The organism is Pseudomonas sp. St316 (genome assembly GCF_018325905.1).
Lineage (GTDB): Bacteria > Pseudomonadota > Gammaproteobacteria > Pseudomonadales > Pseudomonadaceae > Aquipseudomonas.
The window spans coordinates 3513001-3538479 of sequence record NZ_AP021901.1 but is presented as its reverse complement, the minus strand read 5'-3'; the positions used below and the strand labels follow the sequence as shown (position 1 = coordinate 3538479).

23 protein-coding genes are annotated in these 25479 nt (G+C 60.5%); 6 read left to right on the top strand and 17 right to left on the bottom strand.

All coding sequences use genetic code 11. The features are described from left to right. Positions 1-92: 92 nt before the first annotated feature. A complete protein-coding gene (locus KI237_RS15815) occupies positions 93-1382 on the bottom strand; it encodes a hypothetical protein (RefSeq protein WP_212796038.1) in 1290 nt (429 codons plus the stop codon). Between the two features lie 183 nt (positions 1383-1565). Beyond that, positions 1566-1832, bottom strand: a complete 267-nt coding sequence (locus KI237_RS15810) for a hypothetical protein (RefSeq protein ID WP_013693488.1) — start codon at positions 1830-1832, stop codon at positions 1566-1568. Between the two features lie 341 nt (positions 1833-2173). On the opposite strand from KI237_RS15810, the gene KI237_RS15805 reads away from it, so the two are divergent. After that, the gene (locus KI237_RS15805) at positions 2174-3499 is read left to right on the top strand and encodes a sigma-54 dependent transcriptional regulator (protein WP_212796037.1); all 1326 of its coding nucleotides are present in this window, start codon (positions 2174-2176) and stop codon (positions 3497-3499) included. A 171-nt stretch (positions 3500-3670) separates the two neighbouring features. Here the strand turns inward: KI237_RS15805 and fapF are convergent, their stop codons facing one another. The 9 genes from fapF to KI237_RS15760 all read right to left on the bottom strand — a co-directional run bounded on the left by fapF (position 3671) and on the right by KI237_RS15760 (position 12228). Next, positions 3671-4954: a fibril amyloid transporter FapF gene (fapF, locus tag KI237_RS15800; RefSeq protein WP_212796036.1), complete on the bottom strand. Its 1284-nt coding sequence runs from the start codon at positions 4952-4954 to the stop codon at positions 3671-3673. 46 nt (positions 4955-5000) lie between these two features. Continuing rightward, on the bottom strand, positions 5001-5747 hold the full coding sequence (gene fapE, locus KI237_RS15795; protein WP_212796035.1) for a fibril amyloid subunit FapE: 747 nt from the start codon (positions 5745-5747) through the stop codon (positions 5001-5003). Positions 5748-5806: 59 nt separating this feature from the next. Continuing rightward, positions 5807-6487 (bottom strand): fibril amyloid maturation endopeptidase FapD, encoded by a 681-nt coding sequence (gene fapD / locus KI237_RS15790; protein ID WP_212796034.1) that lies wholly within the window; start codon positions 6485-6487, stop codon positions 5807-5809. A gap of 236 nt (positions 6488-6723) precedes the next feature. Then, the gene (gene fapC / locus KI237_RS15785) at positions 6724-7716 is read right to left on the bottom strand and encodes an amyloid-like fimbrin subunit FapC (RefSeq protein WP_212796033.1); all 993 of its coding nucleotides are present in this window, start codon (positions 7714-7716) and stop codon (positions 6724-6726) included. Between the two features lie 59 nt (positions 7717-7775). Continuing rightward, positions 7776-8354 carry a fibril amyloid subunit FapB gene (gene fapB, locus KI237_RS15780; RefSeq protein WP_212796032.1) on the bottom strand — a complete coding sequence of 193 codons (579 nt, stop codon included), beginning with the start codon at positions 8352-8354 and terminating at the stop codon, positions 7776-7778. A 1-nt stretch (position 8355) separates the two neighbouring features. Further along, positions 8356-8802 (bottom strand): functional amyloid chaperone FapA, encoded by a 447-nt coding sequence (gene fapA / locus KI237_RS15775; RefSeq protein ID WP_212796031.1) that lies wholly within the window; start codon positions 8800-8802, stop codon positions 8356-8358. A gap of 295 nt (positions 8803-9097) precedes the next feature. Then, positions 9098-9637 (bottom strand): AAA family ATPase, encoded by a 540-nt coding sequence (locus tag KI237_RS15770; RefSeq protein WP_212800626.1) that lies wholly within the window; start codon positions 9635-9637, stop codon positions 9098-9100. Further along, positions 9634-10197 (bottom strand): nicotinamide riboside transporter PnuC, encoded by a 564-nt coding sequence (gene pnuC, locus KI237_RS15765; protein WP_212796030.1) that lies wholly within the window; start codon positions 10195-10197, stop codon positions 9634-9636. Before pnuC ends, KI237_RS15770 begins: the two co-directional genes overlap by 4 nt. A 396-nt stretch (positions 10198-10593) precedes the next feature. Next, complete coding sequence (locus KI237_RS15760; protein ID WP_212796029.1) at positions 10594-12228, bottom strand: methyl-accepting chemotaxis protein; 1635 nt, start codon at positions 12226-12228, stop codon at positions 10594-10596. Positions 12229-12502: 274 nt separating this feature from the next. Between KI237_RS15760 and KI237_RS15755 the strand changes: the two genes are divergently transcribed. Both KI237_RS15755 and KI237_RS15750 read left to right on the top strand, forming a co-directional pair. After that, positions 12503-13333 (top strand): undecaprenyl-diphosphate phosphatase, encoded by an 831-nt coding sequence (locus tag KI237_RS15755; RefSeq protein ID WP_212796028.1) that lies wholly within the window; start codon positions 12503-12505, stop codon positions 13331-13333. Beyond that, the gene (locus tag KI237_RS15750) at positions 13330-13752 is read left to right on the top strand and encodes a DUF1294 domain-containing protein (RefSeq protein ID WP_212796027.1); all 423 of its coding nucleotides are present in this window, start codon (positions 13330-13332) and stop codon (positions 13750-13752) included. The genes KI237_RS15755 and KI237_RS15750 overlap by 4 nt, the downstream gene beginning before the upstream one ends. A gap of 4 nt (positions 13753-13756) precedes the next feature. Here KI237_RS15750 and KI237_RS15745 read toward each other — a convergent pair whose 3' ends face one another. Together KI237_RS15745 and KI237_RS15740 are read right to left on the bottom strand one after the other, a co-directional pair. Beyond that, a complete protein-coding gene (locus KI237_RS15745; RefSeq protein ID WP_212796026.1) occupies positions 13757-14107 on the bottom strand; it encodes an MmcQ/YjbR family DNA-binding protein in 351 nt (116 codons plus the stop codon). Beyond that, the gene (locus KI237_RS15740) at positions 14104-15012 is read right to left on the bottom strand and encodes a LysR substrate-binding domain-containing protein (protein WP_212796025.1); all 909 of its coding nucleotides are present in this window, start codon (positions 15010-15012) and stop codon (positions 14104-14106) included. Before KI237_RS15740 ends, KI237_RS15745 begins: the two co-directional genes overlap by 4 nt. Before the next feature lie 129 nt (positions 15013-15141). On the opposite strand from KI237_RS15740, the gene KI237_RS15735 reads away from it, so the two are divergent. Together KI237_RS15735 and KI237_RS15730 are read left to right on the top strand one after the other, a co-directional pair. After that, positions 15142-15750: an FMN-dependent NADH-azoreductase gene (locus KI237_RS15735; RefSeq protein WP_212796024.1), complete on the top strand. Its 609-nt coding sequence runs from the start codon at positions 15142-15144 to the stop codon at positions 15748-15750. A 185-nt stretch (positions 15751-15935) separates the two neighbouring features. Continuing rightward, positions 15936-16973: an alpha/beta hydrolase family protein gene (locus tag KI237_RS15730; RefSeq protein ID WP_212796023.1), complete on the top strand. Its 1038-nt coding sequence runs from the start codon at positions 15936-15938 to the stop codon at positions 16971-16973. A gap of 945 nt (positions 16974-17918) precedes the next feature. Here the strand turns inward: KI237_RS15730 and KI237_RS15725 are convergent. Continuing rightward, positions 17919-19112 carry an MFS transporter gene (locus KI237_RS15725; RefSeq protein WP_212796022.1) on the bottom strand — a complete coding sequence of 398 codons (1194 nt, stop codon included), beginning with the start codon at positions 19110-19112 and terminating at the stop codon, positions 17919-17921. A gap of 290 nt (positions 19113-19402) precedes the next feature. Next, positions 19403-20992 carry an ABC-F family ATPase gene (locus tag KI237_RS15720; RefSeq protein ID WP_212796021.1) on the bottom strand — a complete coding sequence of 530 codons (1590 nt, stop codon included), beginning with the start codon at positions 20990-20992 and terminating at the stop codon, positions 19403-19405. Between the two features lie 401 nt (positions 20993-21393). Here KI237_RS15720 and lpxO point away from each other — a divergent pair, with 401 nt between their 5' ends. Further along, positions 21394-22293, top strand: coding sequence for a lipid A hydroxylase LpxO (lpxO, locus tag KI237_RS15715; RefSeq protein ID WP_212796020.1), 900 nt, complete (start codon positions 21394-21396; stop codon positions 22291-22293). Positions 22294-22458: 165 nt separating this feature from the next. On the opposite strand, the gene ligD is transcribed toward lpxO, so the two are convergent. Continuing rightward, on the bottom strand, positions 22459-24426 hold the full coding sequence (gene ligD, locus KI237_RS15710) for a DNA ligase D (RefSeq protein WP_212796019.1): 1968 nt from the start codon (positions 24424-24426) through the stop codon (positions 22459-22461). Between the two features lie 32 nt (positions 24427-24458). Then, on the bottom strand, positions 24459-25349 hold the full coding sequence (ku, locus tag KI237_RS15705) for a non-homologous end joining protein Ku (RefSeq protein WP_212796018.1): 891 nt from the start codon (positions 25347-25349) through the stop codon (positions 24459-24461). Between the last annotated feature and the right edge of the window lie 130 nt (positions 25350-25479).

Genomic DNA, 25479 nt, shown 5'->3' with positions numbered 1-25479 from the left:
CTGCTCCTTTTAATTAGAAGCGCGCAACTTGCCGTAAGAAATGAGGAATATCAAGAGTAAGAATAAATACCGTTCACCCGCGACAATCCGATTCAGGCCCAATACCGCGCAACCACCGCTCGATAATGTCCCTGGAGCGAATAACCGCCCACCAGGATTCTTCCATCAGCCTGCATAGCCAGGGCGGTGGCGGTGTCCAGGCTGTAGCCGAGTCGCGTGCGAACCCAGCCCTTGCCCTGGCCGAAATCCGGGTCCAGGCTGGCATCCGGCAGGTGCCGGGCAAGCACGAAGTCGGCCTCGATGCCGCCGATCGTGGCGCCAGCGGTCACCATTTTTCCGTCAGATTGAAGCTGGGCGGCGGTCCACCGACTGGCGCTGCGCCCGATCGCCGTGAGCCGGCACTGGCCTTGGTTGCAGTGACGGTCCGAGTTGCCGTCCGGGCGCACTTTCAGGGACAGGCTATGCATTGGATCACGGCTGCTACCGAATACTTGCAGATCACCGTTGGCATCCTGAACGATCTGGCTGACCATCACGCTGTGACCTTGTGCCAGGATGGACAGGAAGCCGTCTTCGCCGAAGCTGTCATCGAGTTTTCCGCTGCTGTCATACCGGGCAATCAAACCATGCTGGGGCAAGTCGATGGCACCGCCGACGACAATATGACCGTCAGCCTGGAGCATCAGGCAGCCAAGCCAGGTATTTTTCAACAAGCGTCGGACCATCACGAAACCGCGACCGTTGAACGAGGTATCCAATGTCCCGTCCGGCAAAAGGCGGATTAGTACGCCGACATGATCGGACAGTTGGTAGTGGTGGTTGGCGAGCACAAGGATCCGGCCATCGGCCTGCACTTGCATGCCGCAGGCCTCAAGCCCCGGCACGCCGGGCGGCAACCAGGGATCGCGCAGGCCTTGGGAGAGATTGCCGCAAAGCCGGATGATGTGCCGGCCGCTGTTACCGAAGTTTTGAACAGCGCGGCCTTGCGGGTCGAACAGCGCCAGGGCGGGAAGGGTATGGTCGTTGTTTTCGTAATGCAGGCCAGACAGCAGGATATGTCCGTCGGGCAACTCGATCACTGTGCCTGCGGTTGCTTCGAAGCCGTTTTCAAATGAGCCGATCACGCAACCGTCGGTGCCGAAGCCCGGGTCGGCCAAGCCGTCATGGTTGAGTCGCGCCAGCCCGAACCGGCTGCCATGGGCCGTCTCGATCCTGGCCGCCACCAGGATTCGTCCGGCGCGATCGAGGGTCAACCCGGTAGTCAGGCTCGAGGTGCTGTCTTGGAAATGAACCCAGGCTTTGCCATTGGTGGCGAAGCCTGGATCAAGTTGCCCGGCGTGGGCCATGGCTCTGGGGGATACAAACGCGAACTGATCGAGCATGCCTGCCTCTCCTTGCGTGTCGAGAGGCCCGGGAGGGCGACGACTGCATGAGGGCAACATTCAATCCCTGAATGTGACAATGCACAACTGTCATGTTCCACGGATACAGCGGCGATTCGTGCCATAACAATGGCTTTACAATCCAGAGCCAAGCCTGCAATCGATAACGGGCTTTACCGGTGGTTATTCAGGCATCGACCAGGATTGCAATGTGTAGCCTTCCTGGCTCAGTTCGGCACGGGCCTGTTTCAACAGATCGGCCAGTTGGACCGGGTCGGTGTAGGCGCTGCTTGGAATTTGGGTGCGGCCAATATGGGTATTGGTGCGGTCGATGACGGTCAGGCTGAGTTCACCGTTACCGTCTTGTGGAGCCCAGGCCACGCATTGGAAAGGACGGAATGCGCGGTCGGCAATCAAAAGAGCTTCGTTGATACGGAGCGGGGCGTTCATGGCGTTTTCTCTTAAGTGTGCCCAAACAAATGATGTGCCGTCGGTTGGGCGTACCGTGCGGCTGGTTACTTGTACTGATGTCCCGAACCCGCAGGCGGGTCACACATTATTTAAATAAATTTCGATTTTCTTTCAGACCAGGCTTTTTGGCTTTTGTTTGAAAGCACCCTGAAAGAAACACGCCTGCGACAACTAACGAAACGCTCGCTTATAACCAGTTTTACGCGATCTCGATAATCAATTGATACAAGGGGGCGTCAACTTCTTGCTACTGTTACATGCAGGTTTGCCAAACGCCTGTTTCTAATCATATTTCCTTATTTTGGCGCCAAGGATCAGTCATGATCGAAGCCAGTACGTCACGTCGTCTGCTCGTGGTTGATCCCTGCGACGATTGTCATCGCCTGTTGCCAGGCCTGCGCACCATTGGCTGGGATGTGGACAGTTGCTCCCTCGAACACGCCAGCGATCGGACGTGTGACGTCGGCCTTTTGCGATTGCAGCCTTTTCATCTGGAGCGCCCGGAAGCGGTCAAGGAGTTGATCAGCCGTAGCGGCACCGAATGGATCGCTGTGCTCAACCAGGAAGTGTTGCGCCTGCAAAACGTCGGTGATTTTGTCTGCGAGTGGTTTTTCGACTTCCATACCTTGCCCTTCGACGTGTCCAGGGTCCAGGTGACACTGGGCCGGGCGTTTGGCATGGCGCGCCTGCGGGGACAGGGTTCGATCCACATTGATCAGCCCGAACATCACCTGCTGGGCGACAGCAAGCCGATTCGCGAACTGCGCAAATTGTTAAGCAAGCTGGCGCCCGCCGAGTCGCCGGTATTGATTCGAGGTGAGAGCGGTACCGGCAAGGAGCTGGTGGCGCGCACCCTGCATTGTCAGTCTCACCGACGCAACAAGCCGTTTATCGCCATCAACTGCGGTGCCATCCCGGAACACCTGATCCAGTCCGAGTTGTTCGGGCATGAGAAGGGCGCGTTCACCGGGGCTCACCAACGCAAGATCGGGCGGATCGAGGCGGCCCACGGTGGCACGTTGTTTCTCGATGAAATCGGCGACTTGCCGTTGGAGCTACAGGCCAACCTGCTGCGTTTCCTGCAGGAAAAACACATTGAGCGGGTCGGTGGCAGCCAGCCGATTGCGGTCGATGTGCGAGTCTTGGCCGCCACCCACGTGGACCTTGAGGCGGCCATCGAGCACAAGCGTTTTCGCGAGGACCTGTATTACCGCTTGAACGTGTTGCAAGTAGTGATGGCGCCGCTGCGCGAGCGTCATGGTGACCTGGCGATGCTGGCCAGCCACTTTTCCCATTTCTACAGCCAGGAAACCGGTCGCCGCCCCCGCAGCTTCAGCGACGATGCATTGGTGGCGATGGGTATGCATGACTGGCCCGGCAATGTGCGGGAACTGGCCAACCGCGTCCGTCGCGGTTTGGTGTTGGCCGAAGGGCGTCAAATCGAAGCCCGGGACCTCGGCCTGGCCAGCCACCAGGCCGTCGCGGCGCCGATGGGTACGCTGGAGGACTACAAGACCCGCGCCGAGCGCCAGGCCTTGAGCGATGTGCTCAACCGTCACAGCGACAACCTGAGCGTGGCCGCCAGGGTGCTGGGCGTATCCCGGCCGACGTTCTATCGCCTGCTGCACAAACATCAGATCCGCTGACTAGATCTGCGCGCAAAAAAAACTGTGGGAGCGAGCTTGCTCGCGATGAGGCCCTTTCAGTCAGCTTGGATGTTGAATGGAAGACCGCTATCGCGAGCAAGCTCGCTCCCACAAGGTTTTTGTTTTGCAGTGCCTTCAGGGATAGGTGCTTATCACATATCCCTGAGGGCATCAGAAGTAGTACGGGAATTTCAGGCTAAAGGTGAAATCCGGCGCATCGTCGGTCAGCCCGATGGACAGATTGGGCACAATGGTCAGGTTGTCGGACGCGGCGACGGTCATGCCGATGTTGAAGTAGCCGGCGTTGGCGTCGCTGGAGACCACCGATTCCCAGTCGCCACCGTCCTGCTTGAGCTTGCTTTTCTTTTGGATCAGGTCAGAAACCGAGAACGACATGCTCATCTTCTCGTTCAAGGCAAAGGCGATGCCCGCGCCGAGCTGGAAGCTGTCGCCGATCCGCACCTTGCCTGGGATCTTCTGGTTGACCGTGGAACTGATGTCGTCGAACGATTCTTCGAAGTTATGGGTGTAGGAGAGGGTGCCGAACAGCACCGCCGGGTCGAAGGTCTTGACCAGCGAAAGCCCGGGCGTGATCGACCACACGCCATTACCGGTGGGCAGGTCGTCAGGCACGAACAAGTTGGTGTTGGCCTGGGATTGCCGCAGCTTGATGCCGAACGGGTCCTTGCCGGTGGGAGCCTTGACCCGAAGGGTGACCACCGCGTCCGGGGAGTTGATCGACTCATCCATGAACTTGTAGGCGACGCCGAAGTTGACGTCACCGATGGTGGGGTCGCGGGTCACGGTTTCTTCGCTGGTGACGCCGGCTGCGCCGTTGTTCGCGCCGCCTGACTGGTACGTGGACTCGCGGTAGACCACCGGGACGTTGAGGTCGAACTGCCAGCGGTTGTCAAAGTTATAGCGACCGGTGAGGTCCAGCGTCCAGGTGTCGGCCTTGATCCGGTCGAGGTTGATGTTGCCCAGGAAAATCGAATCCAGGGCCAGGAAGCCGTTGAGGATCAGTTGCCGAGTATCGTAGCGCGAATAGGTCACGCCGGTCTCGAAACTGAATTTGCCGCCGCCGAAAAAGCCGCTGGCCTCGTCATAAAGGTTGGAGACGCTCTGGGCCGGCTGGGAATCATCGGCCAGGGATTGGCCGTAGCCGCTGCCGCCGGACGTTGTCGCAGCACCGCCGGCCACGGTCTGGTTGCCTTTCATGTCGGCCGGGGACTTGGCCAGGCGCTTGGGTGGTGGCGCGGCGGGTTGATCCTCCACTTGGCGAACCCGCTGCTCGAGCACCGCCAGGGCCTTTTGCTGGACCTCGTAGCGTTGCTTGAGCTCGAGAAGTTCCTGTTTCAGGGCCTCGATGTCCGCATCCGGGGCCGCGTGCAACACGGCCGCCGGGAACAACGTGCTTAAACACATCACAGCGCGCAACGATACGGATCGATACATGAAATATGCCGTCCCTAATTGCCCAATGATCGGAAATCAGCGTAGTTCAATAACCGAGGTTACGGAGCCCGCGCAGTTGGGTCAGGTTGCAGTCCAGTGCGCCGGCACTGGGGCCGTTATTGTTCAGTACCACGTTGAGCTGCGTCAGGTTGTTGACCAGGTTGCTGTTGCCCAACAGGCGAGTGTTTTGCAACAAGCCACCTTGAGCCACCTGTTGCAGGGTGCTGCCTTGGTTGTGGCTGGCCTGGATCGCCATTTGCACGCCGTTGCCGGTGGCGGTGACCGCGACACTGCCGGCGGCGTTGCTGCCGCTGATGGTCTGGCCTTTGGTCAGCAATTGGCCTTGGGAAGGCACGAGCGCTGGCGCCTGGTTGCCCTCTTTTACGTTGATGTTGACGTTGTTGTAGGCGCTGTTGCCGTCGCCGGCGGCGCGTACGCTCTGGGTCACGCCCTGGCTCGTGCCAAGGCCGGCGCCACCGGTAATGTTGCCGCTGCCCTGTTCGGGGGCGCTGCCGTTGCCGGTTTGCTTGATGGTGGAGACATAGAACTCGGGTTTGACGGTGGCGGCCTGGATCTGCAGGGTGCTGGTGGCGCCGATCAAGTCGCCGCTGGCGTTGCGCCAGGTACTGCTCATGACGATGCCGAAGCTGATGATGCGGCCGGGCATGACATAACGACCGCGCAGCTCGGCCAGCTCCTGGTCCTTGACTTCGATGGGTTTGAAGCCCGCATGGGCGTAGCCCGAGGCGGTCGCGAGCAGGCAGGCCAGCGACAGCCAGTGAGAGGTTTTCATGTGCTGCTCCCGGAGCGTCCTGCTCCTTTTTTGTAATTATGTTGGCAGTGGGTCGGCGATTAGAAAAAGTCGCTCTGTATGAAGCCGAAATCCATCAGTTCCGCATCCCTGACCGGGTTGAAACCGTCCAGCTTGTTACGGGCGGTCAGGGGTTGAGGAGGGCTGCGTAGCGCATTGGTCTTGTCATAGCCCGGGCCGACGATCGCAAAGACGATGCCGTTCCAGCCTTTGACGAACTCATCATGGGCGTAGCGCTTGTGGCCCAGCACCGGGTCGCCGATGTAGACCCATTGCTTGTCGGTCCGCTGCAACACCACGAAGTGCTTGTAGCCGCGTATTTCCATCAGGACCACCACCGGAATCGTCACCGCTTCGAGTTTCTCTGGCGGTATCCGGTAGCCTCGGGCGCGCATGCCGATGGCTTCCACGTAGCGCTTCATGTCCAGCATGGAAAACCCCTGGGTACGAACCAGGTTCTGGTCGGCATTGACCAGCATGCCTTTGATGACGTGCTCTTCGTCGACGTCAAGCCAATAGGCCTGGCGCAATACCGTGGCCAGCGCGGCGGCACCGCAACTGAAATCGGTTTTCTGCTCGACGATGTCGCTGAACTTGCGTTCGCGTACGCTTTGCACCGGTTTGTAGACCAGCATGCCGCCAGGCAGGGCGGCGACGGGCATCTGCGCCGCTTCGGCCACGCAGGCCAGGCAGAGCAGCAGGGAAACGGCAGTGACACGCATGATCAATACGCCTAGTGGACATCCAGGGAAAAAAGCCCCTTTTCCCAGCAGCACCCTTCGTCTAAAGCATTGAAATGAGTCCGTGGCGAGGGAGCTTGCTCCCACTGGGCTGCGCAGTGGTCCCAAGTTTTTGCGGTTGCTGCGCAACCGAACGGGAGCAAGCTCCCTCGCCACAAGATTCATCCAAACCCTAGGGGAACAGCATTACTGTTGCCGGGGCTTCGTTTCACCCGCGCTTACATGCAAGCCTTGCAGCCGGCAGCGATGGACAGCGAGTTGCTCTGCTGGTTGCCCACGCCTGCGGACACGTTGGCGCCGCCGTTACCGGAGAAGCCGTTCATGGAGTTGGTCATGGTGGCGTTGTTGATCACAGGGTTTTTCCAACCGTCGCGGGTCAGCACCTGCTGAGTGTTGCTGCCGGCCAGTTCGAAGGTCCCCACGGCGGAGAACTTGAACTTGTCGTCATCGTGACCGCCGCCATAGCCGCCGCCTTTGTTGTCCCAGCCGCCGTGATCGTTGTCTTCGGCGGTACCGGTACCTTTGGCCTTGAACGTGCCGGAGGCGCTGTAGGTGCTGGTGAGGGTGTCGGTCTTGTAGGTCCGCACGCCTTTGTTGTCGACCACAAGGCCGGTGGAGGACTGGTCAGCCGCGGCGGCGGCCTGTGCGACACGGCCCCCGGATACGGCGATGGCCAGGTTGTTTTTCTGTTGGTTGAAGTTCCCGGCGGTCACGTTGATGCCGATGTTGCCGGAGCCATTGTTGCCCGCATTGGTGAGCGAGGCGTTGTTTTGCGTCGAGTTGTTCTTGACGTAGTTGTTGTTATTGACCTGGGTGGCGCTGGAGGCGGCGACAGCCGAGCCGAAGATGAAGTTTTCGTCGGCGGTGGCCAGGGCGGCGGCGTTGTCCTGCTGGTTGCCGTCGCCGCCGGCAATGTTGGCGCCCATGTTGCCGTTGCTGCCATTGAGCGAGTCAGTGGCTTCAGCGGTGTTTCTGGTGGCCTGGTTGGTCACCACGTTACCGTCGCTGTTCTGCTCGTCCAGCACCGTAGCCCCAGCGCCGGCACTGATGGAGAGCATTTGATCCAGCGTCGGCCCTTGCTGATGGCCATTGCCGTGACCGTGGCCATTGCCATGGCCATTGTTGTTGTCGTTTCCTCCCGCTTGTGCCGCCATTGTCATGACCGCGGCGAGAGCGAAAACCAATGGTTTGAGTGCCATTGTAGGTTTCATGGTGTTTCTCCTTGCGTGTCGTTGGTTAAGTGTCAGTACTTTCTTATGTAGCCTCCGGGTCAATCAGCGACTCGGATGCTCAGGGTGTTAGCCATGCGGTTCCCCACCCCGGCGCTCTGGTTCACCTGGATTACCCCTCGGCTGCCGGTGAAGGCCTGGTCGCTGGTAACGACCTGGCGACTGCCGGTTGGGGCGCCAGTTGCTCCTGAGTTCGGTAGCAACGCCACGTTCTGTTGAGAAAGGGCGCTGTCATCAATGCTCTGCGGATGGGCACTGATGCCCACCCGCATGACATTGGCCATCTGGTTGTTGGCCCCGGCGGACTGGTTGACGCCCAGCACACCGTTGCCGTTGCTGAAGGAGTGACCGCCGATACGGGCGGTGGCGTTCATGGAAGGGTCGGCCGGCGTGTCGACGTGTTGTTGCACGCGGGTGCTGGCCTGGGCGTGGCTGCCAATGGCGATCGCCCGGGTGTTGGTTTGCTGGGTCTGGTAGCCGGCCGCCTGGTTGACGTTGAAGTTGCCGGTGTAATGGCTGCCGGAATCCTGCAGGTTGGCGTTACTGACCACCGCAACACCTGGATCGGCAAATACAGTGAAAGAGCTGAGCAGGGAAAGCAGAAACAGCACGGGCTTCATATCACTGACCTCCTGCCAGTCGACCCAACGGGGCCAGGCCGGAACTCAGCGAGCGGTTGATGGTGCCGGAGATCGCGCCGCCGCTACCACCACCGTGACCGGCACTCATGCCCGGCATGCCGTTGGGGTTGGTCACGACGTTCAGGCCTTGCACGCCGGTATTTTGGTTGAGGGTGTTGCGGATCGACGAGCCGCTGGCCACGCTGGCGAATTCGCCATCGCTCAGTTCGGTGCTGGCGGTGGCCTGGTTGATTCGTTCGGAGGGGTTGGCATTGACGGTGGTCGGGTAGGGGTCTTTGCCACCGTTGCGACCAATTGCGATGGGCTGCACGTCACGGTTGAGCACAATGACGCCGTTGCCCTCGGCCTGTGCTGGCAGGCTGAGTGTTGCGCTGGCGGCGCAGCCGATCAACAGCAGACAGGTCAAACTTCTCTCGAAAGTCCCCACGGCATCGATTCCTTCTTCGGTGGGCTGGCCCTGGTCCAGCGTTGCGAAGTTGGGGAGAGCAGGTGTCGTGCCGTTTTTTGAAATACCTTTGGATTCAATGAGTTGTAATTGTAGTTGGCCTGGCGGAGAAGGAACCTGTTTCAGCGTTGAGACACGGCACAGCGTGACCAACCGGTCACCTGCTGTCCCAGGCCTCTGGATCCAGGCTTTTGGGCGGGTGTTTCAGAAGCTTGACAGTCTTGATGGCAATTTGGTGAAGCGGCGTTGGATCCGGGTTTGCAGCGACCGAGTTGTTTCAGTAATGGAACAGATCACCCTGAAGCAGTTGGGCAACGACAGCGAACACTTGCTGTTGGCGTTGCGCCCAATCGCCTTCAATGACCTGGAACGGTTGCTGATGTCCGCTCAGCCAAGCCTCGATCGCCTCAAAAAACGCCAGTCGTTCTGCCAGTTCAGGCTGGCAACGCAAACCGTCGCCGGTCCATTCGACCTGCTCGGGGCTCAGCAACAGGTGCACGTCGTAATGGCGGGCCAGCAGGGCCGGCTCGAGCCAGTCCGGGCAGTCGCCGAACAAGGTCTGGCTCCAGAGGATATTGCTCAGCAGGTGCGTGTCGAGGATCAACAGCGCCGGACGGCGGGCACGCGCCTCATCTTCCCAGGCCAGTTGGCCGGTGGCGATGTCGGTGATGTCGGCCAGGCAGGTATCGCGCTGGGTTTGCTCCATGAAGTGGCGTACGTACTCATCCACTCGCACGCCACCAAAGTGTTCCTGCAATTGCGCCGCCAGCCAACTCTTGCCGCTGGATTCCGGGCCGGTCAGTACCACCACCTTCATGCGCGCAGGGCCGGGTCGGCGCGCCACTCCCGCCAGCCTTGCACGGCCAGCAGGGTGAACAGGGCATAGAGCGCGGCGGTCAGGTGCAAGTCTTTGTAGATGAACAGGCCGACGAAGATCACGTCCAGGGCAATCCACAGCGGCCAGCATTGCACGCGTTTTTGTGCCATCCACCACTGGGCCACGAGGCTGAAACCGGTGAGCGCGGCATCGAGCCAGGGCTGGGCGGCATCGGTCCAGTGGGCCATGGCGGCGCCCAACAGCAGACTGCCTGTCGCACCGATAGCCAGGCCGAACAGCACTGATGACCCTGCGAGGTGGCTGACCTGGCGTCCGTCATGATTGTGCCCGGCACGGGTCCATTGCCACCAACCGTAGAGTTGCAGCACCGCGTAGACAACCTGCAGCAGCATGTCCGAGTACAACTTCACCTCGAAAAAAATCCAGCTGTACAGCAACACCATGACCAGGCCGATCGGCCAGCACCAGGGGTTCTGCTTGACGGTCAACCAGACAGCGATCACGCCGAGGGCTGCGGCAAACAGTTCAAGCCCGGACATGGCGGTTCCTTGGGGGAAATGGAGGAGGGCGGCGATTGTAAACGTTATGGCGTGGGTAGCTCCAATATCAATGCTGGATGCGCTACCGCCATCGCGAGCGGGCTCGCTCCCACAGGGGAATTTCAGTAACCACCAAACCCGAGACCAACACTAAACCAATGGTGGGAGCGAGCTCCCACAGGGGAATTGCGGTAGACACCAACCCAGAGACCTACACAAAACCAATGTGGGAGCGAGCTCCCACAGGGGAATTACGGTAGACACCAACCCAGAGACCTGCACAAAACCAATGTGGGAGCGAGCTTGCTCGCGATGGCGGAGGGTCAGCTTGCATCAGTGCTGAATGTGCTACCGCTATCGCGAGCGAGCTCGCTCCCACAGGGGGGGTACCGATTTTTAGACTCGGAACTGTGTGAGCAACCCGTTCAACTGTTCACTCAACGCCTTGAGGCGGGTGCTGGCCTGACTGGATTGTTCGGCTGCCATGGCGGTGCTGTGGGACAGTCCGGCGGCCTGGGTCACGTTCTGGTTGATGTCTTCGACCACATGGGCCTGTTGCAACGTGGCGCTGGCGATGGAGGCGTTCAGGCTGTTGAGATTGCGCAGGGCCTGGCCGATGGCGTTGAGGCTGGCACCGGCCAGGCCGGCCTGTTCAATGGTCAGCTGTGAAGCACGGCTGCTGTCGCTGATGACTTTCACGGCCGCTTCGGAATGAGTTTGCAGGCGCTCGATCATCGCCTGGATCTCTGCAGTGGACTTCTGCGTACGCTGGGCCAGCAGCCGCACTTCATCGGCGACCACCGCAAAGCCCCGGCCTTGTTCGCCGGCACGGGCGGCTTCGATCGCGGCGTTGAGGGCCAACAGGTTGGTCTGCTCGGCAATGGAGCGAATCACCTCCAGCACGCTGCCAATCTGGGTGCTTTCGCTCGCCAGGGTACGGATCACTTCCACCGCCTGGTCGATGGTCTGGGACAGGCGGTCGATCTGCTGCAAGCTGCCATCGATGTTGACCTGGCCTTGCTGGGCCTGGGTTTCGGCGTCGCGCATCTCACTGGCCGCGTGCTCGGCGTTCTTGGCCACGTCCTGCACGCCATAGGTCACCTCATTGATCGCGGTCGCCACCAGCTCCATTTGTTGCGACTGCTGCTGGCTGCGCTCCTGGGCCTGGGCTGCATCGTTGCCCAATTCGCTGGAGGATTGCCCCAGCGCACTGGCCGAAGCTTGCAGTTGGGTCACCACTTGCCGCAACTTGGCAGTAAAGGCGTTGAAATGCCGCGCCAGTTGGGTCACTTCGTCCTGACCGTGGGTATCGAGGGTGCGAGTCAGGTCACTCTCGCCGCTGGCGATGTTGGCCATGGCGTTGACCGTTTCCTGCAGCGGGCCGACGATGCTGCGCACGATCAGGGTCAACAGCAGGCCCATGAGCAGGGTGATGACCAAACCGACCACGGAGGCCTTGATCACCTGGGACTGAAACTCGGCCTGGACGTCATCGATGTACACACCCGAACCGATGATCCAGCCCCAGGGCTCGAACAGTTGGACGTAGGAGGTCTTGCCCACGGGGGCCTCGGCGCCAGGCTTCGGCCAGAGGTAATTGATCATGCCAGCGCCCTTGGACTTGGCGATGGCAACCATCTCGTTGAACAGCGCATAGCCGTTCGGGTCACGGATGGCCGAGAGATTCTGGCCTTCAAGCTTCGGGTTGGTCGGGTGCATGATCATGACCGGCGTCAGGTCGTTGATCCAGAAATAGTCACTCTGGTTGTAGCGCAGGCCACGCACGGCGCTGAGGGCCTGCTTTTGCGCGGCGTCACGGGTCAGGGTGCCGGCGGCTTCCAGGCCTTGGTAGTAAGTCAGCACGCCGCTGGCGGTCTGTACCACATGCTGGGTTTTCTGCACCTTGGCTTGGTAGAGGTCGCTGTGGATCTGTTTAAGCATCAAGGCGCCGAGCGTGAACAACATCACGATGGCCACGACCAGGATGAGCCACAAGCGTCGGCTGATCGACACACTGCGCAAGCTATTCATACGCTGTCACTCCGGTTTTTTATTCTTGTCATATCGACGGCCGGCACTGTAGCGTCCGGCCGTTATCGGTCATTGACCTGAGTCACAACGCGGCAGCGTTATCAGGGCTTGTCTGATAGGATTTCGGCCCCGCAGCGCAAAACCTGAGCCTGTTCTGATCTTTCATTGGTTTTTTTTGAAAGGTCGCGGTTATCGTGCACCCGCTACGGGGCTACCTGCATGACACTTGAATATTGATAAGACCTGCATGAACAGCGTCTTTTTTGGGGGATGAATGGATTTGTGGACCGCCTTTTCGGCACTGATTCTTGGCGTAGTAGAAGGCTTGACGGAGTTTCTGCCGATTTCCAGCACGGGGCACCAGATCATTGTCGCCGACTTGCTTGAGTTCGGTGGCGAACGTGCGATGGCGTTCAACATAATCATCCAGCTCGGCGCTATCCTGGCGGTGGTCTGGGAGTTCCGGCGCAAGATCTTCGACGTGGTGCTGGGCCTGCCGACGCAACCCAGCGCCCGCCGGTTTACCGCCAACCTGCTGATCGCCTTCCTGCCCGCCGTGGTCTTGGGTGTGCTGCTTGCCGACTGGATCCACCACAACCTGTTCAACCCGATCACGGTGGCCACGGCGTTGGTGGTGGGCGGTCTGGTGATGCTCTGGGCCGAGAAGCGCCAGCACCAGGTGCACGCCGAAACGGTGGACGAGATCTCCTGGAAGGACGCGCTGAAGGTCGGCCTGGCCCAATGCATTGCGATGATCCCAGGCACCTCCCGTTCCGGCGCGACCATTATCGGTGGCCTGCTGTTCGGGCTGTCGCGTAAAACCGCTACCGAGTTTTCGTTCTTCCTGGCGATGCCGACCATGGTCGGCGCGGCAGTCTACTCGGGCTACAAATACCGTGAGTTGTTCGTCCCGGCGGATTTCCCGGTGTTCGCCATTGGCTTCGTCACGGCGTTCATTTTCGCCATGATTGCGGTCAAGGGCCTGCTGCGATTCATCGCCAGCCACAGCTACGCCGTGTTCGCCTGGTATCGAATCGCCTTCGGCCTGTTGATCCTGGCAACCTGGCAGTTCGGCTGGGTGGACTGGACCGCTGCCAAGCCATGAACCCCCGATCAGGCAACCGCAAACACGCCGGGCGCAACGTTGAAGGCGCCGTGCAGCATCTGCGGTTCAAGCTGATGGTGTTTGCGCTGCTCTGTGCCCTGCCGTTGTCCGGTTCGCTGCTGTTCGGGCTGCGGGCGGTGTCGTGGGTGCCGATGGTGGCTTATGGCGTCGTCAGCGTGGTGGCGTTCCTGCTGTACTGGAGCGACAAACGCAAGGCGCGCGTCGACGCCTGGCGCACCCCGGAGAACGTGTTGCATGCGGTGGAGCTGGCCGGCGGTTGGCCTGGCGCCTTGCTGGCCCAGCAGCTGTTTCGCCACAAGACCCGTAAGGTGTCGTTCCAGGTGGTGTTCTGGTTCATCGTGCTGCTGCACCAGGTGTTCTGGATCGACCAGTTGTTCCTGGGCAGCTATCTGTTCTGAATGGCTAGAGCAACAAGCCCACCTGTGTGCGCTTGGGCAATTTGCTGACCACCAATTGGTGTGAGCGTTGCAGCAGGCCACGCAGCTCTTCGGCACCCAGCGGGTAGGGCACCTGCATGATGACCCACTGGGCCCGCGCCAGGTAAGGCGCGGGCTGAATGCCCGGCCGGTCGCAGTGTCCCAGGAACAGGTCCTTGTCGACCTTGAACGCCAACGAGTCGCCCCTTAGCCCCTGCAAGGCGAACATTTTGTTCCTGGCAATGGAAAACACCCGCACACCGCCCCATTTGTAGTCCTCCCTGGCGCCGGGCAGGCCCAGGCAAAACGTCGCGACATCCTCTTCGCTCAAACTCATAGCGTTCTCTCTCCACAGCCCTCGAAGGCTTCCACCAAATGATCGATCCATGCACGCACCGCCGGCAGCATGCCGCGCCGATGCGGGTAGACCGCCTGGAGCCAGCCATCGGGCAACGACCATCCAGGCAGCAACTCCACCAGTGTGCCGTCACGCAATTCCTGCTCGCAATACATGCTCGGCAATAAAGTGAAGCCCAGGCCGGCGAGGGTGCAGGCGCGGCGCACAATGAAGTCGTCGACGCCCAGACGGGCCTCCAGGCCCAGTTCGACCCGCTGCCCATCGGCCTTGAGCAAACGCAGGTGCACCAGGCGATCGGCTTCCAATGCCCCCAGCACCGGTAACGGTTTGAGATCGTCCGGGGTTTCGATCCGTTGCCCTTCGACAAAGGCCGGGCTGGCCACCAGCATCAGTCGTGCCGGGCGCAAACGCCGGGTCATCAACAGCGGGTCCTCGTCCCCCTGGTCGCGCACGCGCAATGCCACATCGATGCCTTCGCTGACCAGGTCCACCCGCCGGTTGAGCAGGGTCATGTCCAGTTGCACCAAAGGGTACTTCGCCAGGAAGGTTTCGATGATCGCCGGCAGGAACTGGTGGGCCAGCCCTACCGGACTCGACACCCGCAATCGGCCACGAGGTTCGCTGGACATGCTCGCCACCGCTTCGTCGGCCATCTCGGCCTCCAGCAACATGGCCTGGCAATGACGCAGGTAACGTTCGCCGACTGCGGTCAATTTCAATTGACGGGTGGTGCGCTGGAGCAACCGGGCGCCGAGGCGTTCTTCCAGCTCGGCGATACGCCGCGATAACCGCGACTTGGGAATGCCCAGCAAGCGCCCGGCCGCCGCGAAACCGCCGGCTTCGACGACTTTGGCGAAGTAATACAAGTCATTGAGGTCTTGCATGTTGAGCTCGATTGTCCTGTCAGTGGGACAAACTATCGCATTTATGCTGACTTATCGATCATTGGCTTCGTCGATAGGATTGTCTCCAATTGATCGCCTGGTAGCGGTCCTCACTTGGAGAGCACTCACATGAAACTATTGCACATCGATTCGAGCATCCTCGGCGACAACTCTGCTTCCCGCCAATTGAGCCGTGAAGTGGTTGACGCCTGGAAAGCTGCCGAGCCAGGCATTACCGTCACCTACCGTGACTTGGCCGCTGACGCCATCAGCCATTTTTCCGCCCAGACCTTGATCGCCGCCGGCACCAGCGCCGAATTGCGCGATGCGGCCCTGAAGCACGAAGCCGATCTCAGCGCGTCGACGATGGCCGAGTTCCTGGCGGCAGATGCGGTGGTCATCGCCGCGCCGATGTATAACTTCAGCATTCCGACCCAACTCAAGGCCTGGATCGACCGCATTGCCGTGGCCGGCCAGACGTTCCGCTACACCGAAGCCGGCCCTGAAGGCCTGTGTGGCGGCAAGAAACTGGTGATCGTCTCCACTGCAGGCGGTTTGCATGCCGGCCAACCGAGCAGCGTGGGTCACGAGGAATATCTCAAGCAGATGTTCGGTTTCCTCGGCATCACCGATATCGAATTCGTCCGCGCCGAAGGCCTGGCCTACGGTGACGATATGCGTACCAAAGCCATGCGCGAAGCCACGTTGCAGATCGGCCAGCAGTTCGCCGCTGCGTAAGGCTTGCGTAAAGGCGCCAAAGCTATTGGGGCAACCTTCGCAAAACCCTGTATTCTCGCCATCATTGGATGGTCGGGATGCAGGGTTTTTCTGCATTCGGCGCCGGGCGTTATGGCGCAGGTTATGCACGGCCAAGAGTGCGAGCGACGGGGCCTTCCCGTGCGCTGGTGAAGGTGGAAGATTCGATGAAACGTTTTGGTGCAGCGCTGCTGCTTTGCTTGTTAGCCAGTCTCGGTTCAGTGCAGGCCGCACCGGGGCCGCATCCGCATTGGAGCGCCGGTTTCCATGAGCTGAGCTTTCTTGATCCGCTGGATCAGCAACCGATGCACGCCATTGCCTTTTATCCGTCCACTGACCGGGAACAGTCCAGCCTGCTGGGTGGCTACCAGATCGATGCCGCGCCAGACGCCCAGATCGCCATCGGCCGCTTTCCGCTGCTGATGCTGTCCCATGGCAATACCGGTACGCCGCTGGCCCTGCACGACCTGGCCACTTCGCTGGCGCGCAAGGGGTTTGTCGTGGTGGCGGTGATTCATCCCGGTGACAACGCCCAGGATCACAGCCGGCTTGGCACCCTGAGCAACCTGTACGGGCGACCTATCCAGATTTCCGAAGCCATCACCGCCACGCTCAATGACCCGATGCTCTCGCCGTTCGTCAACGCGGGGCAGGTCGGGGTGATCGGCTATTCGGCCGGCGGCGAAACCGCGTTGATCCTGTCCGGTGCGACGCCGGACCTCAATCGTCTGCGCCGCTACTGCGCGGAGCGACCGGACGACCGTGACGCCTGCAACACCCAGGGTGAACTGATTGCCGACCGTGATGATCTGCAACCGGTGGCCGACCCCAGGGTCCGGGCCTTGTTGCTGATGGCGCCATTGAGCCTGAAGTTTGGCCGTCATACCCTGGCCGATGTCCATGTGCCGGTGCTGCTGTACAGCGGCGATGGCGACAAACTCGTGGCTTTTGACAAGAATGCCGCCGCTCTGGCCCGCAAACTGCCCACTGCACCGGACTTCAAGACCCTGGCCGGCGCGGGGCATTTTGTTTTCCTGGCACCGTGCACCGACGAGCAGATCGCTGCGATGCCAGCGCTTTGCACAGATGCTGACGGTGTCGACCGCAAGGACATCCACCGCACCATGATCTCGGAGGCCAGTCGCTTCTTCGGCGAGGCATTGGGCAAGCCAAGCCGGGCGGGGATGAGGACGGCTGATCAATAGAGAGGCATGGTTTTACGTAAGGATGGTGTGTATATCCATTTCTGCGGTAACGGCTGCTTATGGTTCCGCTCTTACAGCGGCTCACTTTTGAGAAGCCCGGAAGCCGGCCCAGTCAAAAGTAAGCAAAACGCTTCTGCCCCACCACTCGGCACCTCGCTTAGGCTCGGTGTGCCCTCACTCCGGCATTGCTCCGTGGGCCCGCCGCGAAGGGCCATCCATGGCCCAGCGCGGCTATCCCGGCATCCATGCCGGGATGCCCACTCCACAATGCCTGCGTTCGGCCAGCGTGGTTAACGGGGCGCCGAGATCAACGTCCGCCGCGAGGCGGCCTGATAGCCGACCTGGTTCTGGGTGTGGTCCGCGTTTCTCCTGTGGGAGCGAGCTTGCTCGCGATGGTGGTGGTTCAGTCACATGGATGTTGAGCTTGCTGACCTCATCGCGAGCAAGCTCGCTCCCACAGGTTTTTGTGTCGTGTGCAGATGTTGTGAACACCCACAGCACCATGTGGGAGCGAGCTTGCTCGCGAAAGCGGTGGTTCAGCCACTTAGATGCCGGCATGGGCCTTGCTCTTGCTCTTGCTCTTGCTCTTGCTCTTGCTCTTGCTTTGGATCTTGATCTGGACGCCCCGTTAAACCACGCTGGCCGAACGCAGGCATTGCGTAGTGGGCACCTCGGCATGGATGCCGAGGTAGCCGCGCTGGGCCATGGATGGCCCTTCGCGGCGGCCCACGGAGCAATGCCTTCGTTCGGGCACACCGAGCCTAGGCGAGGTGCCAAGTGGTGGGGCAGAGCGCTTTTGGTTACTTTTGGCGCTCTTCCAAAAGTGACCCGCTGTAAGAGCGGAACCGCCAGCAGCCGTTACCGCAGCAATGGATATACACACCAGAGCAAGTAAATAGCGGACCTTCTCAAAACAAAAAACGGCAGTGAACAACCGTATTACGATCAATAAGGTGCGTTTATAGCTCGGCGACGCAGCAGCAGGGTCAGGCCCAGTCCGGTGACGGACAGCAAGGCGGCGCAGAAGAAGATCGACGAATAGCCCAGGTTCAACGCCACCGCTCCCATCAGCGGACCGGCAATCGCCAGCGCCAGGTCAAAGAACACCGCATAAGCGCTCAATCCCGCCCCACGGCTGCTGTTCGGCACCTGCTTGATGGCCTCCACGCCTAGCGCCGGGTATACCAGCGACAGCCCGAAACCGGCCAGCCCGGCACCGACCAGGGCGAACGCGGTGGACGGCGCCAGCCACAGCAATACCAGCCCGAGGGTTTCGATGCTCATGCAGGCAATGGCCGAGTTGAAGCCGCCGAAACGGGCAATGCTGGAAATGAACAGCAACCGCGCCAGGATGAAGCAGATACCGAACACCGTCAGGCACCAGGCCGCGCCGGTCCAGCCGCGACTGACATAAAACAGTGTGATGAACGTGGTGAGCGTGCCGTAGCCGATCGACGCCAGGCTCAGGCCCGCCCCGAATGGCGCAATGCGCCCAAACACCGCCCAGAAAGGCAAGCGCTCGCCGCGAATGACCGGCACCGACGGCTTGTTGCGTATCATCAACAGCGCAACGCCGGCCAGCAATGACAACGCAACGCCCAGGCTGGCGAAACCTAGTTCACCGACCATCACCACCCCCAGCGGGGCGCCAATGGCAATGGCCCCGTACGAGGCGATGCCGTTCCAGGAAATCGAGCGCGCCGTGTGCTCCACACCCACCTGGCCCATGCACCAACTGATGGTGCCCACGCCGATCAGCCCTTGGGCCACGCCGAGCAGCAAGCGGCCGGCAATCAGAATCAACAGGCTGGGCAGGGGAAAGCTTTGCAGCAAGGTCGAGAGCAGCGTCAGCAAGCCGCTGAGCACGATCCCCGACAGCCCGTAGACGATTGCTCGCTTGGTACCGACGCTGTCCGACAATCGCCCGGCCATGGGGCGGCTGAGCAGGGTAGCCAGATACTGTGAACCGATGGTCAGCCCGGCCACCACTGCGCTGAAGCCTAACTGTTCGTGTACATACCCCGGCAGCACGGCAATGGGCAGGCCGATGCAGAGGAAGGCGATGAAGGTGTAGAAAACAATGGAGATGATCTGCAGGGTAATCGACAGAGAGCTGGGGGCAGGTGAGGACGTAGGCATGGGGCTCGTTCGCGGGCGGCGGTAAGAGAGCCTCATCATGGCGCGAGGTGAGGATAAAAGAAAGCAGGCTAACTAAGTGTGCTGGGGAGTCCGGATGTTCAAGGGCGTCACGAATCCCCTGTGGGAGCGAGCTTTGCTCGCGATGGCTTTGGGTCAGCCGACATTGATGGTGACCGACACACCGCTATCGCGAGCAAGCTCGCCCCCACAGGTTTTTACTCTTGAAATACAAAAAGCCCTGTCACGGTGGACAGGGCTTTGCTTTTGCAGCGTACAGCCAAGGGCTGTTGTTAGAACACCACACCCTGGCTACGCAGGTAGTCGTCATAGGTGCCGCTGAAGTCGATCACGCCGTCGGCGCTGAGCTCGATGATGCGGGTGGCCAGGGACGATACGAACTCACGGTCGTGGCTGACGAAGATCAGCGTGCCCGGGTAGTTTTCCAGCGCCAGGTTCAGCGCTTCGATCGATTCCATGTCCAAGTGGTTGGTCGGTTCGTCCATGATCAGCACGTTCGGCTTTTGCAGGATCAGCTTGCCGAACAACATGCGGCCTTGCTCACCACCGGAAATGACCTTGACCGACTTGAGGATCTCGTCGTTGGAGAACAGCATGCGGCCCAAGGTGCCACGAACCAGTTGTTCGCCGCCCTGGGTCCACTGGCCCATCCAGTCGAACAGGTTGACGTCGTCTTCGAAGTCGTGGGCATGGTCCTGGGCGTAGTAGCCCAGTTCCGCGGCGTCGGTCCATTTCACGGTACCGGCATCGGGTTCCAGTTCATTGACCAGGGTGCGCAGCAAGGTGGTCTTGCCGATACCGTTCGGGCCAATGATCGCCACGCGTTCACCGGCTTCGACGGTGAAGCTGAAGTCCTTGAACAGCGGCTTGCCGTCAAAACCCTTGGCCATGCGCTCGACAATGACCGCCTGGCGGTGCAGTTTCTTGGTCTGCTCGAAGCGGATGAACGGGCTGACCCGGCTCGATGGCTTGACCTCGGCCAGTTGGATCTTGTCGATCTGCTTGGCGCGGGAGGTGGCCTGCTTGGCTTTCGAGGCGTTGGCCGAGAAACGGCTGACGAACGACTGCAGTTCGGAAATCTGCGCTTTCTTCTTGGCGTTGTCCGACAGCAATTGCTCGCGGGACTGGGTCGCCACGGTCATGTACTCGTCGTAGTTGCCCGGGAACAGGCGCAGCTCGCCGTAGTCCAGGTCCGCCATGTGGGTGCAGACACTGTTCAGGAAGTGACGGTCGTGGGAGATGATGATCATCAAGCTCGAACGCTGGGTCAGCACGTTTTCCAGCCAGCGGATGGTGTTGATATCCAGGTGGTTGGTCGGCTCGTCCAGCAACAGCACTTCCGGGTCGGAGAACAGCGCCTGGGCCAGCAGCACCCGCAGCTTCCAGCCTGGCGACACTTCGCTCATCGGGCCGAAATGCTGTTCGATGCCAATCCCCAGGCCCAACAGCAGTTCACCGGCACGGGATTCGGCGGTGTAGCCGTCCATCTCGGCAAATTCGGTTTCCAGCTCGGCCACGGCCATGCCGTCTTCTTCGGTCATTTCCGGCAGCGAATAGATGCGATCGCGCTCGGCCTTGACCTTCCACAGCTCTTCGTGACCCATGATCACGGTGTCGATCACGGTGAATTCTTCGTAGGCGAACTGGTCCTGGCGCAGTTTACCCAGGCGCACGTTCGGCTCGAGCATGACCTGGCCGCCGGACGGTTCGAGGTCGCCGCCGAGGATTTTCATGAAGGTCGACTTGCCGCAACCGTTGGCGCCAATCAGACCGTAGCGGTTACCCGCGCCGAATTTGACAGAGACGTTTTCGAACAGTGGCTTGGCGCCGAACTGCATCGTGATGTTAGCTGTAGAGATCAAAGGTTTATCCTGCGGAACATTCAGAGTAGCTAAGGGTGCGGCAGTACCTGTTCAGTACCTGTTTGCGCACGTCCCGACCGCGCAAAGGCGTCGCGGTCGCAAGCGCAAGGGTCCATCCGGCATAAGAGGACAGCAGCATACGGAGCGCCTGGCCCGGTAGACGTGCGTCGAAGCCGCGTTTGCGGTATCGACCAAAGGGGGCGCGTAATAGTGGCGGCGATTGTACTGGTCTGGCCGCATAAACGATAGGGTATTGCCCGGGCAAGACAGTTTTTCACATTTGCAGGATAACGTTCGCTGACAAACTGTGACTAAAATGCCACCTCACCCAATGCGATCTCCCTTGCCGCTTGGCTGGCCCGGAGAAGCAGCCTGTTCACTCCTGCATTGTGACGGATTCCGTGAAGCTCATCATTGTCGCGATCTATATTCTCTCCATTGGCTACGTCCACCTGCGCGGTCGCGTGCGGCATAAGTTCGGACGCCAGCTGAGCGATCATTCGTCTTTTCTCGCTCCGATCAATTGCCTGCTTTACCTGTGCTCGAAACTGCCCAACAAGCCGTTCCTGAGCCCGGCGCAGTTCCCGGACCTGAGCCCGTTGCAGGCCCACTGGCAAGAGATCCGGGCCGAAGGCCTGGGTCTGCTGCATGCAGGGCAGATCAAGCGTTCCGATCAATACGACGATGTGGGCTTCAACTCGTTCTTCAAGACCGGTTGGAAGCGTTTTTACCTGAAGTGGTACGGCGACAGCCATCCTTCGGCCATGAAGCTGTGCCCCCGCACCACCGAACTGGTGCAGAGCATCGGCTCGATCAAGGCGGCGATGTTTGCCGAGTTGCCGCCGGGGTCGAAGTTGGTCCGGCATCGCGACCCCTATGCCGGGTCCTATCGGTATCACCTGGGCCTGGAAACGCCCAACGATGCTGGTTGCTACATCAACGTCGATGGCGAGCCTTATCATTGGCGCGATGGCGAGGCGGTGATCTTCGACGAAACGTTCATTCATTATGCCCAGAACACCACTGACCATAACCGCATCATCCTGTTCTGCGATGTGGAGCGGCCTATGAAGTTTCGCTGGGCCAGCGCGTTCAACCGCTGGTTCAGCCGCACCGTGATGGCAGCGGCCGGTGCGCCCAACGACGCCGGCGACAAGACGGGCGCCTTGAACCGGGCGTTCTCCAGGCTCTACAAGATACGGTTGCAGGGCAAGGCCCTGAAAAAACGCAACCGTTCGCTTTATTACCTGCAGAAGTGGACGTTCTTTGGCGGCCTGCTGGCGATCTTTATCTGGATCTGAGCCGAAGGTGGCCCCGTAGGAGCTGGCGAAGGCTGCGATCTTTTGATCTTGATCTTGATCTTGATCTTGATCGTTCGCTCGGGACTCAATGGGTTGGGAAAGATCGCAGCCTCGTTGCACTCGACAACTCCTACGCTCCTGCGCTCCTGCGCTCCTATGGGATGCTCAGTCGGTGGGTTTCTGCGCATCCAGTTGCTCCCACATCCTGGCCGTGATCCGCTGACGGTGGTTGTAGCCTTCCCAAGGATCGGCGCCCAAGCCCTTGGCCCGTTCCAGGGCGGTATGAATATCCCATTGCTGGGCGTTGCGCAGGGTCTGCAGTTCGGCGCGGGCAATCGGTACCGAGACCGGCAGGCCTGGCCTGGCGCGCACCGAGTAGGCGGCCACCGTGCTGGCGCCGCGGGCGTTGCGCAGGTAGTCGACGAATATTTTCCCGATGCGGTTCTTCGGTCCCATGGTGGCCGTGATGCGCTCTGGCATTTGCCGGGTCAGGAACTGCGAGATGGCCTTGGCGAACGCCTTGGTGGTGTCCCAGTTTTCACTTCTCGCCAAGGGCACGATCACGTGCATGCCTTTGCCACCGCTGGTCTTGAGAAAAGCCTGCAAACCCAACTCGTCGAGCACCGCCAAGGTCATGTGGGTCGCCTCGATCATGGCGCTCCAGGGCAGCGAAGGGTCCGGGTCCAGGTCCAGGACGAACAGGTCGGGTGTTTCGATTCGGTCATGGGTCGCGGTCCAGGTGTGCAGCTCCACCGTGCCCATCTGCGCTGCGCTGACCAGGGCGTGGATGTCATCGATTTCCATCAGCGCCGCATGGCCCGGGTCCAGTCGCGGATCCAGCTGTTTGATGTGGGGAATGTCCAGGCGATCGGCGTGTTTCTGGAAGAACTGCTCTTCGCCGATACCATCCGGTGCCCGCAGCAGCGCAACCGGCCGCTGCTTGAGGTGCGGCAGGATCCACGGGGCGATATCCAGGTAATACTGCGCCAGCTCGGCCTTTTGCACGCCGCTGACACTGTCGATGACCCGATCGGGATGAGTGATCATCACACCGTCGACTTTGGCCGTACGGGCTTTGCTGCGACGCTTGGGTTCTGGCGTCGTGGGCTTTATCGGCAGGGGCTGCTCGCGAACCACCTTGCTGGCCGGCATATTGCTCGACAAACCGAGGAAAATAGCCTGACGCACTTGGCTGTCGCGTGTCCATTCAGTGAACTCGACCTCGCAGGTCAGGTCAGGCTCGACCCATTGCACACCGCGTCCCTGCACACCGTTGAGTGGCAACGCCAGTGGCGAAGTATCGCGCTGCTGCGTGCACAGTTGCGCGTGTAATTGCTGGATTTGCGCCTGGCTGAATCCGGTGCCGACCCGACCGGCGTACACCAGCCCCGACGGCCCGTTGACCGCCAGCGACAGCGCGCCGAAACCGCTGCGCTTGCCTTGGGGGCGGGTAAACCCGACGATGACGAAGGCTTGGCGCAACCGGCACTTGAGTTTCACCCAATCGGCGCTTCGCCGGGACATATATGGGCTGCCCAGGCGCTTGCCGACCACGCTGTCCAGTGAGAGCGCGATAGCGCTTTCGAACATGTCGTGCTGGCTGGCCGAAAACGACTCGGAAAAGCGCAGGCGCTTGCTGGCGTTGTTGCCAAGGGCTTTTTTCAGGGCTGAACGGCGTTCTTCCACCGGCGCCTGACGCAGGTCGGCACCATTGAGAAACGGCGCATCGAACAGGAAGTACACCATGTCGACGGTACGGTGGATGTCGAAGGCCTGGCGCAGGGCCGCAAAATCGGAGTGGCCGGTCTCATCGAGCAGCACCAGTTCGCCGTCGAGCCAACTGTCTCCCAGGTTCAACCCGGCCAGGGCGTCGGCGTGCAGCTTCAACCGCTCGGTCCAGTCCTGGTGATTGCGATTGAACAAACGGACTTCGCCACGTTCGATGCGGGTCAACAGCCGATATCCGTGGAATTGGACCTCATAGCGCCATACGCCGGTAGGCGGTTCTTCCACGGGGGTGGCCAATTGCGGCGACAGACGCTCAGGCAGGCGGTTTCGAGGCGCCTGGCGGGCCGTCGCAGCGTCCGACGTGGCGTTAGACAAACGAGCGGATTCACTCTCGGCGTTAGCCATGACAGATTCCCTTGTATTGCGCACGCCAGGGTTTACCCCCGGGAGGCCTTGGTGGCTTTTTTGGCAGGAGAGGATTTGCCGGTTTTCGCAGGTTTTGCAGGGGCCTTCCCGGCGGATTTGTCGGGGACCTTGCCCTTGCTGCCCAGGCTGCGCTTGAGCAACTCGGTAAGGTCGATGACATCGGCGGTCTTGCGTTGTTCTTCGCCCGGGTCGGTCTCCACCGCTTCGAGACGGCCTTCATTGGCCTTTTTCTCCACCAGTTCCATGATTCTGTCTTGGAAACTGTCCCGGTATTTTTGCGGCTCCCAGTCGGCGCTCATGTCTTCCACGAGACGCTTGGCCATTTCCAGCTCGCCCTTGGCCAGGGTCGGGTTCGTCACCTCGTCGCCCAACTCCAGGACATCAAGGTCGCGCACCTCGGCGGGCCAGCGCAGCATCACCAGTACCAGCGCCGATTCAAGGGGCATGAGCGCCGCCAGGTGCTGGCGGGTATGCAGCACGACATGGGCAAGGGCGACCTTGTGGGTCTTGACCAGGGTTTCGCGCAGCAGGGCATAGACTTTGCCCCCGCGTTTGTCGGGGGCGAGAAAGTAGGGCGTGTCGATGTTTTGCAACGGGATCTTCTCGCTGTCGACAAAGGCAAAGATATCGATGGTCTGGGTGGACTTGGGGTGGGCGGAACGAATTTCTTCCTCGCTGAGCAGCACGTACTGGCCTTTCTGGTACTGGACGCCCTTGACGATGTTTTCCTTGGTCACTTCCTTGCCCGTGGCCTTGTTGACTCGCTTGTAGCCCACCGGGTCCATGCTGCGCTTGTCCAGCCAGTCAAAATCCACGCCCTGGGAGGAGGTGGCCGACACCAGTGCGACAGGAATGTGGACCAGCCCGAAACTGATTGCGCCTTTCCAGATTGCCCGTGCCATGGTGGTGGTGTCCTTGCCGGTGGATGTCTTTCTGGTGACCCTCGCGCCTTGGGAAAAGTTTCCACTGTGGGAGCGCGCTTGCTCCCAGATTGGTTCGGAGACTCTTCGTTACATCTTCAGCCGGACATTT

Coding starts and splice junctions, on each gene's coding strand:
- KI237_RS15740 (WP_212796025.1), bottom strand. CDS start 15,012: ATGCAAGACCTCAATGACTTGTATTACTTCGCCAAAGTCGTCGAAGCC.
- KI237_RS15810 (WP_013693488.1), bottom strand. CDS start 1,832: ATGAACGCCCCGCTCCGTATCAACGAAGCTCTTTTGATTGCCGACCGC.
- pnuC (WP_212796030.1), bottom strand. CDS start 10,197: ATGTCCGGGCTTGAACTGTTTGCCGCAGCCCTCGGCGTGATCGCTGTC.
- ligD (WP_212796019.1), bottom strand. CDS start 24,426: ATGGCTAACGCCGAGAGTGAATCCGCTCGTTTGTCTAACGCCACGTCG.
- KI237_RS15735 (WP_212796024.1), top strand. CDS start 15,142: ATGAAACTATTGCACATCGATTCGAGCATCCTCGGCGACAACTCTGCT.
- KI237_RS15770 (WP_212800626.1), bottom strand. CDS start 9,637: ATGAAGGTGGTGGTACTGACCGGCCCGGAATCCAGCGGCAAGAGTTGG.
- KI237_RS15725 (WP_212796022.1), bottom strand. CDS start 19,112: ATGCCTACGTCCTCACCTGCCCCCAGCTCTCTGTCGATTACCCTGCAG.
- KI237_RS15760 (WP_212796029.1), bottom strand. CDS start 12,228: ATGAATAGCTTGCGCAGTGTGTCGATCAGCCGACGCTTGTGGCTCATC.
- fapB (WP_212796032.1), bottom strand. CDS start 8,354: ATGAAGCCCGTGCTGTTTCTGCTTTCCCTGCTCAGCTCTTTCACTGTA.
- KI237_RS15750 (WP_212796027.1), top strand. CDS start 13,330: ATGAACCCCCGATCAGGCAACCGCAAACACGCCGGGCGCAACGTTGAA.
- KI237_RS15730 (WP_212796023.1), top strand. CDS start 15,936: ATGAAACGTTTTGGTGCAGCGCTGCTGCTTTGCTTGTTAGCCAGTCTC.
- fapE (WP_212796035.1), bottom strand. CDS start 5,747: ATGAAAACCTCTCACTGGCTGTCGCTGGCCTGCCTGCTCGCGACCGCC.
- KI237_RS15805 (WP_212796037.1), top strand. CDS start 2,174: ATGATCGAAGCCAGTACGTCACGTCGTCTGCTCGTGGTTGATCCCTGC.
- ku (WP_212796018.1), bottom strand. CDS start 25,349: ATGGCACGGGCAATCTGGAAAGGCGCAATCAGTTTCGGGCTGGTCCAC.
- fapF (WP_212796036.1), bottom strand. CDS start 4,954: ATGTATCGATCCGTATCGTTGCGCGCTGTGATGTGTTTAAGCACGTTG.
- KI237_RS15815 (WP_212796038.1), bottom strand. CDS start 1,382: ATGCTCGATCAGTTCGCGTTTGTATCCCCCAGAGCCATGGCCCACGCC.
- fapD (WP_212796034.1), bottom strand. CDS start 6,487: ATGCGTGTCACTGCCGTTTCCCTGCTGCTCTGCCTGGCCTGCGTGGCC.
- KI237_RS15755 (WP_212796028.1), top strand. CDS start 12,503: ATGGATTTGTGGACCGCCTTTTCGGCACTGATTCTTGGCGTAGTAGAA.
- fapC (WP_212796033.1), bottom strand. CDS start 7,716: ATGAAACCTACAATGGCACTCAAACCATTGGTTTTCGCTCTCGCCGCG.
- KI237_RS15745 (WP_212796026.1), bottom strand. CDS start 14,107: ATGAGTTTGAGCGAAGAGGATGTCGCGACGTTTTGCCTGGGCCTGCCC.